This is a genomic window from Antarctobacter heliothermus, from assembly GCF_002237555.1.
Taxonomy (GTDB): Bacteria; Pseudomonadota; Alphaproteobacteria; order Rhodobacterales; family Rhodobacteraceae; genus Antarctobacter; species Antarctobacter heliothermus_B.
In genome coordinates, this window is the sequence record NZ_CP022540.1 from 459,039 (window position 1) to 472,366 (window position 13,328).

Consider the following 13,328-nt stretch of genomic DNA (forward strand, 5'->3'; position numbering starts at 1 on the left):
AGGCAAAGACGATCCGAATATGGACAAGTTCCCGATGACCCGCGCGGGATACACCGCGCTTGAGACCGAATTGAAACAGCTCAAGTCCGTTGAGCGTCCCGCCATCATTCAGGCGATCGCAGAGGCGCGCGAACTGGGCGACCTGAAAGAGAACGCCGAATACCATTCGGCGCGCGAAAAGCAGGGATTCATCGAAGGGCGCATCAAGGAACTTGAAGGCGCTATCAGTCTGGCCGAGGTGATCGACCCCACGAAACTGTCGGGCACGATCAAGTTCGGCGCCACCGTGACACTGGTCGATGAGGATACGGATGAGGAAAAGACCTGGCAGATCGTCGGCCAACATGAAGCCAGCGTCGAAAAGGGTCTGCTGAACATCAAATCCCCCATCGCACGCGCGCTGATCGGCAAGGACGAAGGCGACAGCGTCGAGGTGAACACCCCCGGCGGCTCCAAGTCGTATGAAATCCTGAGCATCGCCTACAAGTAAGGCTTTCCCAATGAGCGACCCCAAGGACGCCCGCCCGACGCTGCCCGGCCTTTACGCGTGCAGCGAGGCCGAAGGGGTCACAGGCATCGAAATCGCCGCCATGGTGGTCAGCGTGGTCTGGGTGTGCCTGTCGGGTTGGTATTTCCTCAGCGTCCCGACGGCCCAAAGCGGCGCGCTGCGGTTCCTGCTGGGTGTCATGGTGATCGTGATGCCGGTGGCGATGATCTGGGTGGCGGCGCTGGCGATCCGCGCAGCGAGGGTGATGCGCACCGAAAGCGCGCGGCTGCAGGCGGCCATCGACGCGATCCGGCAGGCCTATGTGGCTCAGGCCCAAAGCGGCAAAGGCCAGCCGCCACACCCTGCCCTGTTGAAACGACTGGACGACATCGCGGGCGCGCAGAAAAACCTTGAGGGTACGCTGGCCATGCTGGGCGGCATCCGGCAGGCGGGGGGCGCACAGGGGGCCCTGCCCGCGCCCGACATGCCGGATGGCGACCACCAGCCGACCCTGTCGCTGGGCACACCCGCCGAGGCACTGCAACCGCCATTGTCCAACGGCGACTATATTCGCGCGCTCCATTTCCCTGAAACGGCAGAGGACGAAGACGGGTTTGCCGCGCTGCGCCGCGCGCTCAAGGATCGCGGCACCGCCAAGCTGATCCAGGCGGCACAGGACGTCCTGACCCTGATGAGCCAGGACGGCATCTATATGGACGATCTGCGCCCCGACATGGCCCGACCCGAGGTTTGGCGCGCCTTTGCCAAAGGCGAACGCGGGCGGTCGATCGCCTCACTGGGCGGGATCCGGGACCGGTCCTCGCTGGCTCTGGCGGCGGGCCGGATGCGCGAAGATCCGATTTTCCGCGATGCGGCGCACCACTTTCTGCGCCGCTTCGACACCAGCTTTGCCGGGTTCGAACCCAATGCGACAGACGAGGATATCTCTGCGTTTGCGATGACACGCACCTCCCGCGCGTTTATGCTTCTGGGGCGTGTGGCTGGCACGTTCGACTGATCGCCGCGGCACCTGGCCTTGCCCGAGGTTGGGGGCGCTGCCCCCGCCGCGCAAGAGCGCGACTTCCCCCGGGATATTTTCGGACAGAAGAAGCCTCGGGCGCGCTGGTGTTTCTTCTGTCCCGAAATATCCCAGGGGTGAGGCCGCAGGCCGAGGCGGTCATGCTGCAAGCATGCCTCCGGCACGACGCCCCCTCTTCGCGGGTCATCAGATGCCGAAACTGCCGAAGGGGATATAGCGCACAGGTGTGCAGGGAGTGATTTCTGCCGCCCCGTCGGGTAATTCGACCAGTCCCTCTGCCCAGCTGAGGCCAGAAATACGGCCCGATCCTTCGGATTTGAACACCTCGGCGCGGCCTTCGCGGATGCGCGCACGCAGGTATTCACGGCGGCCCGGTTTCTTGCTTTTGGCAAAGGCGGCAGGAACGTCAAAGCCTGTGGGCTCGGACCAATCGGCCCCGGCCAGCAGGCGCAGGGCGGGGCGGGCAAAGACCAGCGCGCAGACAAAGGCCGCGACCGGATTACCGGGAAGGCCGAACACCGGCTTGCCCTGCCACATGCCCAGCGCCAGCGGGCGGCCCGGTTTCAGCGCGATGCGCCAGGCGTTCAGCGCGCCGCTTTCGCGCAGAAGGGCCGAAACGTGATCCTCATCCCCTGCCGAGGCCCCACCGGAGGTCAGGATCGCGTCGGCATCGGCGCTGTCCAGTCGCGCGCGCAGGGTCGCGCGGTTGTCGGGGACGTGGCCCAGATCGACCGGGACATGGCCGAACCGCGCGATCAGGCTGAGCAGCATGGGCCGGTTGGCGTCAAAGATCTGTCCCGGGGCGGCGGGGCTGCCTGCGGGCACGACCTCATCCCCGGTGGACAGCACGCCGACGCGCAAGGGTGCGTGCACTGGCAGGTCTGACAGGCCGGTGGCGGCGGCCAGCGCGAGGTCGGCGGGCGTCAGGACGCGGCCCCGGGGCAGGATCGGCGCGCCTTGGGTCACGTCTTCGCCCGCGCGGCGGGTGTTGGCGCCGGGTTTGACCGGGCCGCGAAAGGCCACTTGTCCCGCGTCTGTGGCGCAGTCCTCATCCAGCACAACCGTATCGACGCCCTGCGGCAGTGTGGCGCCCGTCAGCATGCGGATGGCATAGCCGGGGGGAACCTCGCCGGGATAGGCAAGACCAGCGGCGGCGCGGCCGGCGACCAGCGGCAATGCAATTTCATCCTGACCCGCAATGGTTTCGGCGGCAAAGCCATAGCCGTCCACAGCCGTATTGGCCAGTGGCGGGTTGGCGCGCCGCGCGCTCAGGTCTTCGGCCAGCACGCGGCCCGAGGCCTGCATCAGAGGCACGGTTTCGCGCGCCACGACCGGGTGCAGGCGGTCGCGGAGCAGGGCCAGCGCCTCATCCACCGGGGTCCAGTTGACCCCCGGCGGCAGGGCAAAACAATCGTTGTTCAGGGGCGGTGGTTTCAGAGATATGGCGCCCTCATGTTGCAGCAATTCCTGTTCAAAGCCGTGGCCGAGTATCCAGCCCTCTTCCGGGGCGTCGACCTGTAACATGGCGGTCAGACGGTCGGGCGCAAGCCCGCCCAGCGCACGCGCGACCAGCCGCACCTGCACGGCGTCGCGAATATCATCGGGGCCAGTCGCCGCCCTGACGGCGTCATTGATCAGCGACGGCCAGATTTCGACAAAGGCGATGGGGCGGTCCAGCGGTTCAAACGGCCAGACAGCCACCTGGTCCGCGAAGCGTTGCCGCAATCGTTCCAGCACCGGCAGGCCCATCAGCACCTGCGATCCGACCGCGCCCGCGCCCGACAGTTGCCAGCAGGTAAAGGCCCCCTTGGCGCGGGTTTCGATCTTTCGGCGGGCAGGGAACGGATTGCGATAGCCCGCCTTGGTGCGCGGCAGGCCCGCGATGTCGCGCCGCAAGCCGTTGCCCCAGAACGGCCCCCGCCCCTGTGTCAGGTGCTGGTTGATCCCGGCGGCCACGTCAAAGCGGTTATTCTCCCGAGGCGCATCCGTGATCCGCGCGGCCAGCCAGCCCCAGACCGCAAAGGGATCAACGTGGCCGGTCAATGCAGCGGCGAAGCCCGTCGGGTAGCCAAAGGGAAAGTCGAACCCGATGCACAGGCGTTCCCCCGCCGTCAGCGCCGCCTCGATCCGGGACGTCAGCGTCTGTTCTGCGACGGTGCGGTTGCGCTGGTAGAGCGGGGCGGCGTCGCCGTGAGGGCCGCTGTCCCCGATCCAGATGGCGTCTTTACGCGGGCGAGCCCCGGAGTCATTGCCACCCGACCAATCGACCATGAGAAAGCGGTCAAAGTGGCTCATTCCGCGGCCTTTGCCAGACCGACCTCCGACAGGATGAAATCGGCGATGGCGACGGTGTCGTTCAGATCGAACACCGGGCGATCCAGATCCAGCGGCACGTCAGAGGCCACGGCGCGAATGGTCGGATCATCCGGCGCAATCAGCGTATTGCCGGTCTCGGCCCTATGCGCCTCGACCTTGGGGTGGCGGTCGCGTTTGTAGCCCTCCACCAGCACCAGATCGACCGGGGCCAGCCGTGCCAGTAGCGAGTCCAGCGTCGGTTCCTCTGCGCCGCGCAGTTCGACCATATGTGCCACGCGGTTGCGCGAGGCCAGAACCACCTCGGACGCGCCCGCCTGCCGGTGACGATAGCTGTCCTTGCCGGGGTGATCGACGTCAAAGCTGTGATGCGCGTGTTTGACGGTGCTGACGGTCAGGCCGCGGCTGGTGATCTCTGTCACCAGTCGCTCCATCAGGCCGGTTTTGCCTGCGTTTTTCCAGCCCGTCACGCCGTAGAGCCTCATATCAGCGCCTCCGCCTGTGCCAGATCCTCTGGCGTGTTCACGTTGAAGAATGGATCAAACGGAGTCGCAGAAAAGAGCGCCTCACGTCCGCCATGTTGTTCGGTCCAGAGCACGACCTTTTTCAGGCCGCTCTGTAGCGCGGCGCGCAGGTCGTTGCGCAGGGCCACCGGCCAAAGGCCAAAGGTGGGATGGCGGATCAGGCCAGAGCGGGATTTGCTGCGGGTCTGGGTGTCGCCCTTGGTGGCGGCCAGCACCAGCGGGTGTTCCTGCCCCTCGGACGCCAGCAACAGCCGGGGCCCCAGATCGCAGGGGAAAAAGGGCGTGTCGGCGGCGACGCTGACCACGGTGTCGGCCCCCTGCTCTGCCGCCCAGTCCAGACCGGCCAGCACACCGGCCAGCGGGCCGGGATAGTCGGCGATGGAATCGGGGACTACCGGAAGGCCATAGTCCGCAAAGCGCGCCGCATCGCCATTGGCATTCAGCGCGACCGCAGCCACCTGCGGCGACAGGCGGTCGATCACGCGTGTCAGCAGCGTCTGACCGCCCAGCGACAACAGTGCCTTGTCCCCACCGCCCATACGCGAGGCCAGACCGCCCGCGAGGATCACTCCGACAGGCTGTTTCATTCGGTGGCCGCGCTTTTGCGGCGGTGTTTGCGGTCTTCCTCGACCACGCTGTCAGGGTCGATGTCGCGCACAAGGCGGTCCGCGCCGGACAGGCAGGTGAACCGCTTGCCGCGCATCCGCCCGATGCAGGTCAGGCCGACCTGTTGCGCAATCTCGACGCCCCAAGCGGTAAAGCCAGAGCGCGACGCCAGCACCGGGATGCCCATCAGCGCGGTCTTGATCACCATCTCCGAGGTCAGCCGCCCGGTGGTGTAGAGGATTTTGTCGTGTGCGGGCACGCCCTCGCGGAACATCCAGCCGGCGATCTTGTCGACCGCGTTATGCCGCCCGACATCCTCCATGTAGACCAGCGGGCGGTCGCCCTGACACAGGACGGTGCCGTGAATGGCCCCGGCCTCTAGGTACAGCGAGGGGGTTCGGTTGATCTTGTGCGCCAGCGCGTACAGCCATGAGGTGCGCACCTCTGTCGCGGGCAGGCTGACCTGTTCCAGCCCCTCCATCATGTCGCCAAAAACGGTGCCCACCGCGCAGCCCGAGGTGCGCGTCTTCTTCTGCATCTTTTCCTCGTAGGTGGTCTGCGAGGCGGTGCGGACCACGACAGTTTCAAGCTCTTCGTCGTAATCGACGCCGGTGATCTGTTCGCCGTCCGCCAGCATGCCCTGATTGCGCAGGAAACCGATCGCCAGATATTCGGGGTAATCGCCGATGGTCATGGCGGTGACGATTTCCTGACGGTTGAGGAAGATCGTCAGGGGACGTTCCTCAACAACCCGCACCTCGACCGTGGCCCCGGTGTGGTCGGTGCCGGTGACCGCGCGGGTCAGGCGCGGTGCGGCCGGATCGGGGGCAATCAGATAGTCGGCGGCGGGGGGTGTTTCTGGCGATTGCATCTGGTGCCTCCCTTGGGTAGGGCGATTGGGCAATTGAGGGTGTAGTCATGGACGGTCAGCAAGTGATGTCAAGCTATTGGCGGGGCGTGCGGAATGGGCTGCCTTTCCTGTTTGTCGTCGGGCCGTTCGCCATGCTGTTCGGCGTGATCGCCACCGAGGCCGGGCTGAACCTGTTCGAGACGCTGATGTTTTCGATTGTGGTGATTGCGGGCGCGGCGCAGTTCACCGCTGTGCAGCTGATGTCAGAAAACGCGCCGACGGTGGTGGTGCTGATTTCGGCGCTGGCGGTCAACCTGCGGATGGCGATGTATTCCGCCTCGATCACACCGCATCTGGGTCCGCTGCCGCTGTGGAAACGCGGGATCGTGGCCTATTTCCTTGTCGATCAGACCTATGCCGCCTCTGTGATCGACTTTGAACAGCGGCCCAACCAGACAGTGGGGCAGAAGTTCGCCTTTTTCATGGGGGTGGTCTCGCCGATCTGCCCGCCTTGGTATCTGTTCACGCTGTTCGGGGCCTGGGTGGGCGAATCCGTGCCGTCGGAGATGGGGCTGGATTTTGTGCTGCCCATTGCCTTTATCGCGCTGTTTGCCCCGGCCCTGCGCACCGGGGCGCATCGGGCGGCGGCGGTGGTGGCCGCTGTGACGGCACTGCTGTTTGCCTTTTTGCCCTACAATCTGGGGCTGATCGTCGGCGCGCTGGCGGGTATGATGACCGGGGCCGAGGTCGAACGCCGCGCCGGGATGCAAGCAGACCGGAGGCCGGGCGCATGAGTGACCTGTGGATTGTCATCATCGGGATGGGGTTGGGCTCTTTCGCGCTGCGGTTCCTGTTTCTGGGGCTGGTGGGCGACCGCGCCATGCCGGACTGGCTGTTACGGCACCTGCGCTATACCGCCGTCGCGGTCATGCCCGCGCTGGTCGCGCCGCTGGTGGTCTGGCCAAGCGCAACGGGAGGGCAGATAGACCCACTGCGCCTGACGGCGGCGGCAGCGGCGCTGGTCGTGGGATATGTCTGGAAAAGCCTGTACGGTGCCGTCGGCGCAGGCGCCGCGGTGATGATCGCGGGCGCCTGGCTATCATTCTGAAATCAGATCAGCTCTGCTGCTGACGCTATTGCTGGGCTTCAAGCGCGGCGATGGCCGCCCGCTTGTCGTCGCTGTCGTCCTCACGCAGCTCGCTTTCGGTGACGCCGGGCAAGCGCGCGAACCTATCCGCCAGCTTGTTCGGCAGCCAGATGCCGCGCACCGATTCAAACCCCGGCAGCTTGCCGATGATGTCGGAGACCGCGTTGGAACACAGCGCCGGACCAACCGGCCCCTTGCTTTCGGCGATCTGAAGCGCGCGTTCGGCCACCGCGCCGTCCACAGGACGGCTAAGGATACGCATCCGGTAAGTCGACCGGGCATGCGCGCTTTCGAAAAAGCGGCGCGCCTGCGGTGTGATGCCGTACAGGACGTCGCCGATTTCCGGGACGCCGGTAAACCGCGCCGTGCCGGCGGGATCAAAGATCACCCGCTGCGACGGTGCATTGATCAGCATGGCGGAATGCGCACCAGATCCGGTGCGGTTGTTGATCATCGTGTACAACACGATCTCAGGCGGACCCGGATGGCGATAGGCGGCGCGCGCCGCTTCTTCCGGAGTGGAATTGCGCCCCGAGGCATTGCCGCACCCGGCGACAACAGCCGTTGCCCCCAGCGCCATCATCGCCGTACGTCTGTTCATCATGTCATACCATCCCACCCGTTCGGGCGTTTCGTGAGATCAGGAGTTGAAGATCGCCATGAAAATCACGAGGACCAGAATCACGATCACAGAACGGATCGTGAAATTGATGAAGCCCTCAAATGTCTTTTCCTGCGTTTCGATGTCCATGCTACCGTGCTTGTGCTCAGCCATGATGTGTTCCTGCGGCCTGTTCTATGTTTGCGTTCCGCAACGGGTTAGCGCAATTCGACGCGGCTGTCACGCACCGGGGGGAGGCAAGGATGTCGCGGCCTGAACGGGTGTGACCCCACCCGCCCAAAGAATGCGCATCCGCATCGCAGCGCGCCGTGTCAGATCGCCTGAAACAGCCAAGCCCCATCGTCTCGACGGCTACGCGTGGCGCGGCCCGCGTGCCACAGGTGCAAGCAGTGGGCCATCGACTCGACCAGGGCCAGACCGTATTCGCCACCACCGATGCGGCGTTTGAACAGCGGCGGAAAACAGTCCCCCGCTGTTTGGGGCGTGGCCAGATGTGTGTGCAGCCGGTTCAGCGCGCCATGGTGATTCTCAATCAATTGCGCCATGCGCGGGGTCAGCCCGGTAAAGGGCAGCTTGTGCCCGCCCATGACCAGATGTCCGGGGCGTGCCAGCGCACCCAACCGCTCACAGCTTTCTAGCCAGCCTGCCACCGGGTCTGCCTCTGGCTCTGTCGCGTAGACACCAAGGTTGGAACTGATCGAGGGCAGGATCTGATCGCCCGCCAACACCAGATCATCGTCGCGCGACCATAGGGTTGCATGTTCGGGCGCGTGGCCGTTGCCGATGTGCACGTCCCATGTCCGGCCCCCAACGCGCAGCGTGTCGCCCTGTTTGATCCGGGTGAACCCCAGCGGCATCGGCGCCACGCAATCGGCAAAGTTGAAGGGGCGTTCGGCCATGCGTTCGGCCAGAATGTCCGGGTCCATCCCCGCACCGCGCCAATAGTCCAGCGTTTCCGGCGTGGGGCGGTCCTGTGCGTCCAGTTGCAACATCCGCGCAAACAGCCATGCCGTGCGCGTTGTCACCAGTTCTGCGCCATGCACGGTTTGAAACCAGCCCGCCAGCCCGATGTGATCGGGATGGTGATGGGTGACAATGACCCGGCGCACCGGCTTGCCGCCCAGCGGCCCGGCCATCAAATCGCCCCAGATGCCCCGCGATGTGTCAGAGGCAAATCCAGTATCAACAATGGTCCAGCCGTCGCCATCGTCCAGCGCGTAGACGTTCACATGGTCCAGCTTCATCGGCAGCGGCAGGCGCATCCACAACACGCCCTCGGCCAGTTCAAGGGCCTGTCCCGGTTCGGGCGGGGTGTCCCACGGATAGCGAATTGTCTGTGCTGCGCCGTCCATCACGCCACCAGATCCTCGGTGCTGAGATTGGCCAATGCACTAACCTCAGAGCGCGCCTCTGCCAATAGCCCGGCATGTTCCGGCAACATCCGCAGGATGTAGAAGGCCGCCAGCCGCGCATCGGCGCTGTCCGGGGCTGCCATCGCGGCGCGCAGGTGGAAATGTCCGCCCAGCACGCGGGCAAAGCCGCGCAGATAGGGCAACGCGCCGCCGAAACGGTCGGGCATCTCACGCGCCAGCAACGCCTCTGTCGTCTCGCGCAGCGATTCGGCCGCTTGCCAGACCGGTTCGGCCAGATCCGGAAGGTTGGCGCGCGCCGCCTCTGCCCCGGCCTCGATTTCGTCCAGCAGGGCAAAGGCGGCCTCACCGCCATCCATCATCTTGCGCCCGACAAGGTCCATCGCCTGAATGCCGTTGGTGCCCTCGTAGATCGCCGTTACCCGGACATCGCGCAGGTACTGCGCCGCGCCGGTTTCCTCGATAAAGCCCATACCGCCGTGGACCTGAATGCCCATGTCGGCGACCTTGATTCCCGTCTCTGTGCCAAACGCCTTGGTGATGGGGGTCAGCAGCGCGGCGCGCGCTTTCCATTCCGCATCGCCGGTCGCATTGCCGGTGTCGATGGCCACCGCCAATGACAAGGCAATGGCGCGGGCGGCAAAGGTTTCCGCCCGCATGGTGGCCAGCATCCGGCGCACATCTGCGTGGCCGATGATGGTGCCGTCGGGGGTGCGGCCCTGCTTGCGCTCTTGCGCATAGGCCAGCGCGTGTTGCAACGCGCCTTCAGCCACGCTGACGCCCTGAACGCCCACGCCAAGGCGGGCGTTGTTCATCATGGTGAACATGGCGCGCATGCCGTCGTGAGGTTCGCCCACCAGCCAGCCCTTGGCACCGTCATACTGCATCACGCAGGTCGGAGATCCGTGCAGGCCCATCTTGTGTTCCAGACTGACCACATGCAGGTCATTGGCCACGCCGGGCTTCCCGTTTTCGTCCGGGATCAGTTTCGGCACAAGGAACAGGCTGATGCCCTTGGTGCCCGGCACACCGTCCGGCAAGCGCGCCAGCACCAGATGGCAGACGTTTTCGGTAAAGTCGTTATCGCCCCATGAGATATAGATCTTTTGCCCGGTGATCGCGTAGGTGCCATCGCCATTTGGCACCGCCTTGGACGACAGCGCCCCCACGTCGGACCCGGCCTGCGGTTCGGTCAGGTTCATGGTGCCGGCCCATTCGCCAGAGATCAGCTTGGGCAGATAGAGGTTGCGCAAGTCGTCACTGGCGTGATGTTCCAGCGCGTCGATCTGACCCTGGGTCATCAGCGGGTTCAACTGCAACGACAGGCAGGCCGCACCGACCATGTCGTTGACGCAGGTCGTCACCGTCAGCGGCAGACCCATGCCGCCAAATTCCTCTGGCGCAGATGTGGCGATCCAGCCACCCTCGGCCATCGCCTTGTATCCTTCGGCAAACCCCTTGGAGGTGCGCACAACGCCGTTTTCCAGCCGCGCCGGGTCAAGGTCGCCGGATCGCTGCAAGGGGGCCAGCACCTCTTCGCACAGTTTGCCAGCCTCACCCAAAATGGCGGCGACCATGTCCGGTGTCGCCTCGGAAAAACGCTCTGTCCCAGCGACACGGTCGTAACCGACAACGTCACGCAAAAGCCGCATATAGGCATCGATTGGCGCACGATAGGGCATGGGGGTCTCCTCTGTCTTGGCAAGCTGGCGTGGCTCTTGTAGCACGCCCGCAGCCATGTGGCAGAGGGTAGACGCCCCCGCCCCCGCCGCAACCAGAACGCCGCGTCACGAGAGGACCGCCGCGATGCCCGCCCTTCGCCTGAGCGCCAGCACGCAGGATCTGACCCACGCCGCCGGTCTGTTGACCGACGGCGGGCTTGTCGCCTTCCCCACAGAGACGGTGTACGGACTGGGCGCCGATGCCCGGCAAGACCGCGCCGTAGCACGCATCTTTGCCGCCAAAGGCCGGCCTGAATTCAACCCCTTGATCGTACATTGCGCGGAACTCGATCAGGTCAAGGCGCTGGTGCATTGGTCAGAGGCCGCGCAGTCGCTGGCCGATGCCTTTTGGCCCGGCCCGCTGACGCTGGTCCTGCCGCTGCGCCCAGAGGCGGGCATCTCGCGGCTGGTGACGGCGGGGCTGGACAGTCTGGCGGTACGGATGCCAGCCGCGCCGGTGGCGCAACACCTGCTGCGCATCTTTGGCGGTCCAGTGGCAGCCCCCTCTGCCAACCGTTCGGGCCAGATCAGCCCAACCCGCGCGGCCCATGTGATGGCCGATCTGGGCGACCGGATAGAGGCGGTGGTCGATGGAGGCCCCTGCGCGGTGGGCCTAGAATCCACGATCCTTGGCCTGACCGGCACCCCGCCCACACTGTTGCGCCCCGGCGGGGTCACCGCAGAGGCGCTGTGCGATGCATTAAACACGCGTATCGCGCTGCGGCGCGAAACCGACGGGATCAACGCGCCCGGCCAGACCCGATCACACTATGCACCAAGGGCCGGTGTCCGGCTGAATGCGGTCGAATTCGAACCGGGAGAGGCGCGGCTGGGCTTCGGCGCGGTCGATTGCGACCTGAACCTGTCGCCCGCCGAGGATTTGACAGAGGCTGCCGCCAATCTGTTCGAGTTTCTGCACCGGCTGGATGCGACAGGCGCGCCGGTCATCGCCATTTCGCCCATCCCGCATCTAGGGCTGGGCGTTGCGATCAACGACCGGCTCAGCCGCGCGGCCGCTGAACGTTAAGACCCGTATCCGGGTATCAGGCCCGACCGCCCTCAGAACTCAACGCCAATGCCGCGACGCCCAGAGTGGCCAGCGCCGCCTCCCATTTTTCCGCATCCCGGTGGTCAAAGATCAACGCGGGGCTGGCGTCACAGACCAGCCAGCCGTTTTGGGCAATCTCGCTTTCCAGCTGCCCCGCCGCCCAGCCCGCATAGCCCAGCATCATCATCCACTTGCCGGGGCCATCGCCCTTGGCAAGATCCTCAAGGATGTCCAGCGTCGCGGTCATGTGGATGTCATCGCGCACCTCCAGCGTGGTCACGATCGACTGATAGTCCGGGGTGTGCAGGACAAATCCGCGCCCCATCTCGACCGGGCCGCCGAAATGCACCGTGCGATGCGACAGATCATGGGCCGATTCGATGTCAAGTTGCGCCAGCAGCGTCGGCATATCGACGTCCTTGCTGGCCTTGTTGACGATCAGCCCCATCGCGCCTTCGTCCGAGTGGTCGCAGATGAACACAACGCTGTGTTCGAACCGCGGATCCCCCATGCCCGGCATGGCAATCAGCAGATGCCCGGTCAGGTTGGTGGATTCGGTTGCCTGTGCGACGGCCATGGGCCTCCCCTTCTTGCGAACAGGGGTAGCATGACGATGCGCGCCGGGACTGACAAGTGCGTCACATCTGCGTCAGCCCCACGCTGTGTTCGCTTGAACGTGACTTTTCTTTTCAGCGCAAACCCGGCACATGCTTAGGTCATGAAACGTATTGCCCTGACGATCCTGCTGGCCTTGATGCCCGCCCTTGCCGCCACACTGGCCGCTGCGCAGTCCTATGACGACGTGGTCGAGGCGCAGATTTTGCCCGGCTGGCGGTTGCCCAACGGCGACCATATGGCCGCGCTGCACCTCAAGCTGGCTCCGGGATGGAAGACCTATTGGCGCTCACCCGGCGATGCCGGCATCCCGCCGCAGTTCGACTGGGGCGGAGCGCAGAACATGGCCGCCATCGGCGTCTACTGGCCCGCGCCAGTGGTGTTCTGGCAGTCGGGGATGCGGTCGGTCGGCTACAAGGACAGCGTGATCCTGCCTTTGAAGATACGGGTGAAGACCCCCGGACGCGATGCGCGGCTGGGTGGGGTCATCGACATCGGCATCTGCAAGGACGTCTGCCTGCCGCACCGTATCCGCGTTTCGGCGGAGCTGTCCGCCGGACAGACCAAACCCGACCCGGCCATTGCCGCTGCCATGGCCGACGTGCCCTTTGGCGCCAGCGATGCAGGGGTCACGCATGTGGCGTGCCGGATCACGCCGCGCGCCGACGGTATGGGCCTGCGCGTCGCTATCGACATGCCGCCTGGCACCGGGCGTGAGGAAACCGTGATCGAGGCCGCTGATCCCAACCTGTGGATCGCCGACCCGGAGACCGGATGGCAAGGCGGACAACTGATCGCTGAAACGCGCGTCACGCATATGTCAGGCGGGGCCTTTGCGCTGGACCGCTCTGGCCTGCGGATCACCGTTCTGGGTGGCAGGATGCCCGTCGATATTCGCGGTTGCGCTGGCTGACCCCAAACAGGCTGACCCAACGGTCAAACCGGCAGATCTGCCGCTTGCGGGCGCAGTGCCCGCCCCGGACCTG

At 65.3% G+C, this 13,328-nt stretch carries 15 protein-coding genes; 6 read left to right on the top strand and 9 right to left on the bottom strand.

All coding sequences use genetic code 11. The annotated features are described in order from the left end of the window. The first annotated feature begins 19 nt into the window (after nt 1-19). Complete coding sequence (gene greA, locus ANTHELSMS3_RS02330) at nt 20-490, top strand: transcription elongation factor GreA (protein ID WP_094033469.1); 471 nt, start codon at nt 20-22, stop codon at nt 488-490. A gap of 10 nt (nt 491-500) precedes the next feature. After that, the gene (locus ANTHELSMS3_RS02335; RefSeq protein ID WP_094033470.1) at nt 501-1,505 is read left to right on the top strand and encodes a hypothetical protein; all 1,005 of its coding nucleotides are present in this window, start codon (nt 501-503) and stop codon (nt 1,503-1,505) included. Between the two features lie 207 nt (nt 1,506-1,712). On the opposite strand, the gene ANTHELSMS3_RS02340 is transcribed toward ANTHELSMS3_RS02335, so the two are convergent. Genes ANTHELSMS3_RS02340 through ANTHELSMS3_RS02355 form a run of 4 tightly spaced genes read right to left on the bottom strand, consistent with a single transcriptional unit; the run spans nt 1,713 to nt 5,840 of the window. Next, complete coding sequence (locus ANTHELSMS3_RS02340; RefSeq protein ID WP_094033471.1) at nt 1,713-3,821, bottom strand: molybdopterin-binding protein; 2,109 nt, start codon at nt 3,819-3,821, stop codon at nt 1,713-1,715. Next, nucleotides 3,818-4,324, bottom strand: coding sequence for a molybdopterin-guanine dinucleotide biosynthesis protein B (gene mobB, locus ANTHELSMS3_RS02345; protein WP_094033472.1), 507 nt, complete (start codon nt 4,322-4,324; stop codon nt 3,818-3,820). Before mobB ends, ANTHELSMS3_RS02340 begins: the two co-directional genes overlap by 4 nt. Then, nucleotides 4,321-4,950: a molybdenum cofactor guanylyltransferase MobA gene (gene mobA / locus ANTHELSMS3_RS02350; protein WP_094033473.1), complete on the bottom strand. Its 630-nt coding sequence runs from the start codon at nt 4,948-4,950 to the stop codon at nt 4,321-4,323. The genes mobB and mobA overlap by 4 nt, the downstream gene beginning before the upstream one ends. Further along, complete coding sequence (locus ANTHELSMS3_RS02355; protein ID WP_094033474.1) at nt 4,947-5,840, bottom strand: formate dehydrogenase accessory sulfurtransferase FdhD; 894 nt, start codon at nt 5,838-5,840, stop codon at nt 4,947-4,949. The genes mobA and ANTHELSMS3_RS02355 overlap by 4 nt, the downstream gene beginning before the upstream one ends. A 47-nt stretch (nt 5,841-5,887) precedes the next feature. On the opposite strand from ANTHELSMS3_RS02355, the gene ANTHELSMS3_RS02360 reads away from it, so the two are divergent. Further along, on the top strand, nt 5,888-6,613 hold the full coding sequence (locus ANTHELSMS3_RS02360) for an AzlC family ABC transporter permease (RefSeq protein ID WP_094033475.1): 726 nt from the start codon (nt 5,888-5,890) through the stop codon (nt 6,611-6,613). Next, nucleotides 6,610-6,927 carry an AzlD domain-containing protein gene (locus ANTHELSMS3_RS02365; protein WP_094033476.1) on the top strand — a complete coding sequence of 106 codons (318 nt, stop codon included), beginning with the start codon at nt 6,610-6,612 and terminating at the stop codon, nt 6,925-6,927. Before ANTHELSMS3_RS02360 ends, ANTHELSMS3_RS02365 begins: the two co-directional genes overlap by 4 nt. A gap of 25 nt (nt 6,928-6,952) precedes the next feature. Here the strand turns inward: ANTHELSMS3_RS02365 and ANTHELSMS3_RS02370 are convergent, their stop codons facing one another. The 4 genes from ANTHELSMS3_RS02370 to ANTHELSMS3_RS02385 all read right to left on the bottom strand — a co-directional run bounded on the left by ANTHELSMS3_RS02370 (nt 6,953) and on the right by ANTHELSMS3_RS02385 (nt 10,640). Next, nucleotides 6,953-7,570 (bottom strand): hypothetical protein, encoded by a 618-nt coding sequence (locus tag ANTHELSMS3_RS02370; RefSeq protein ID WP_254694826.1) that lies wholly within the window; start codon nt 7,568-7,570, stop codon nt 6,953-6,955. Between the two features lie 36 nt (nt 7,571-7,606). After that, complete coding sequence (locus tag ANTHELSMS3_RS02375; protein ID WP_094033477.1) at nt 7,607-7,741, bottom strand: aa3-type cytochrome c oxidase subunit IV; 135 nt, start codon at nt 7,739-7,741, stop codon at nt 7,607-7,609. 158 nt (nt 7,742-7,899) lie between these two features. Continuing rightward, nucleotides 7,900-8,940, bottom strand: coding sequence for an MBL fold metallo-hydrolase (locus ANTHELSMS3_RS02380; RefSeq protein WP_094033478.1), 1,041 nt, complete (start codon nt 8,938-8,940; stop codon nt 7,900-7,902). Then, nucleotides 8,940-10,640, bottom strand: a complete 1,701-nt coding sequence (locus tag ANTHELSMS3_RS02385; RefSeq protein WP_094036879.1) for an acyl-CoA dehydrogenase — start codon at nt 10,638-10,640, stop codon at nt 8,940-8,942. Before ANTHELSMS3_RS02385 ends, ANTHELSMS3_RS02380 begins: the two co-directional genes overlap by 1 nt. A gap of 124 nt (nt 10,641-10,764) precedes the next feature. Here ANTHELSMS3_RS02385 and ANTHELSMS3_RS02390 point away from each other — a divergent pair, with 124 nt between their 5' ends. Next, nucleotides 10,765-11,706 carry an L-threonylcarbamoyladenylate synthase gene (locus tag ANTHELSMS3_RS02390; RefSeq protein ID WP_094033479.1) on the top strand — a complete coding sequence of 314 codons (942 nt, stop codon included), beginning with the start codon at nt 10,765-10,767 and terminating at the stop codon, nt 11,704-11,706. 16 nt (nt 11,707-11,722) lie between these two features. On the opposite strand, the gene ANTHELSMS3_RS02395 is transcribed toward ANTHELSMS3_RS02390, so the two are convergent. Continuing rightward, nucleotides 11,723-12,304 carry a YqgE/AlgH family protein gene (locus ANTHELSMS3_RS02395; protein ID WP_094033480.1) on the bottom strand — a complete coding sequence of 194 codons (582 nt, stop codon included), beginning with the start codon at nt 12,302-12,304 and terminating at the stop codon, nt 11,723-11,725. A 141-nt stretch (nt 12,305-12,445) separates the two neighbouring features. Between ANTHELSMS3_RS02395 and ANTHELSMS3_RS02400 the strand changes: the two genes are divergently transcribed. Then, nucleotides 12,446-13,255: a protein-disulfide reductase DsbD domain-containing protein gene (locus tag ANTHELSMS3_RS02400; protein WP_094033481.1), complete on the top strand. Its 810-nt coding sequence runs from the start codon at nt 12,446-12,448 to the stop codon at nt 13,253-13,255. Nucleotides 13,256-13,328 lie beyond the last annotated feature (73 nt).

Bases quoted from the DNA above. Each gene is read 5' to 3' on its own strand.
- ANTHELSMS3_RS02390 (WP_094033479.1), top strand. From the start codon at position 10,765: ATGCCCGCCCTTCGCCTGAGCGCCAGCACGCAGGATCTGACCCACGCC.
- greA (WP_094033469.1), top strand. From the start codon at position 20: ATGGACAAGTTCCCGATGACCCGCGCGGGATACACCGCGCTTGAGACC.
- ANTHELSMS3_RS02380 (WP_094033478.1), bottom strand. From the start codon at position 8,940: ATGGACGGCGCAGCACAGACAATTCGCTATCCGTGGGACACCCCGCCC.
- ANTHELSMS3_RS02385 (WP_094036879.1), bottom strand. From the start codon at position 10,640: ATGCCCTATCGTGCGCCAATCGATGCCTATATGCGGCTTTTGCGTGAC.
- ANTHELSMS3_RS02370 (WP_254694826.1), bottom strand. From the start codon at position 7,570: ATGATGAACAGACGTACGGCGATGATGGCGCTGGGGGCAACGGCTGTT.
- ANTHELSMS3_RS02335 (WP_094033470.1), top strand. From the start codon at position 501: ATGAGCGACCCCAAGGACGCCCGCCCGACGCTGCCCGGCCTTTACGCG.
- ANTHELSMS3_RS02365 (WP_094033476.1), top strand. From the start codon at position 6,610: ATGAGTGACCTGTGGATTGTCATCATCGGGATGGGGTTGGGCTCTTTC.
- mobA (WP_094033473.1), bottom strand. From the start codon at position 4,950: ATGAAACAGCCTGTCGGAGTGATCCTCGCGGGCGGTCTGGCCTCGCGT.
- ANTHELSMS3_RS02340 (WP_094033471.1), bottom strand. From the start codon at position 3,821: ATGAGCCACTTTGACCGCTTTCTCATGGTCGATTGGTCGGGTGGCAAT.
- mobB (WP_094033472.1), bottom strand. From the start codon at position 4,324: ATGAGGCTCTACGGCGTGACGGGCTGGAAAAACGCAGGCAAAACCGGC.
- ANTHELSMS3_RS02355 (WP_094033474.1), bottom strand. From the start codon at position 5,840: ATGCAATCGCCAGAAACACCCCCCGCCGCCGACTATCTGATTGCCCCC.
- ANTHELSMS3_RS02360 (WP_094033475.1), top strand. From the start codon at position 5,888: ATGGACGGTCAGCAAGTGATGTCAAGCTATTGGCGGGGCGTGCGGAAT.
- ANTHELSMS3_RS02375 (WP_094033477.1), bottom strand. From the start codon at position 7,741: ATGGCTGAGCACAAGCACGGTAGCATGGACATCGAAACGCAGGAAAAG.
- ANTHELSMS3_RS02395 (WP_094033480.1), bottom strand. From the start codon at position 12,304: ATGGCCGTCGCACAGGCAACCGAATCCACCAACCTGACCGGGCATCTG.
- ANTHELSMS3_RS02400 (WP_094033481.1), top strand. From the start codon at position 12,446: ATGAAACGTATTGCCCTGACGATCCTGCTGGCCTTGATGCCCGCCCTT.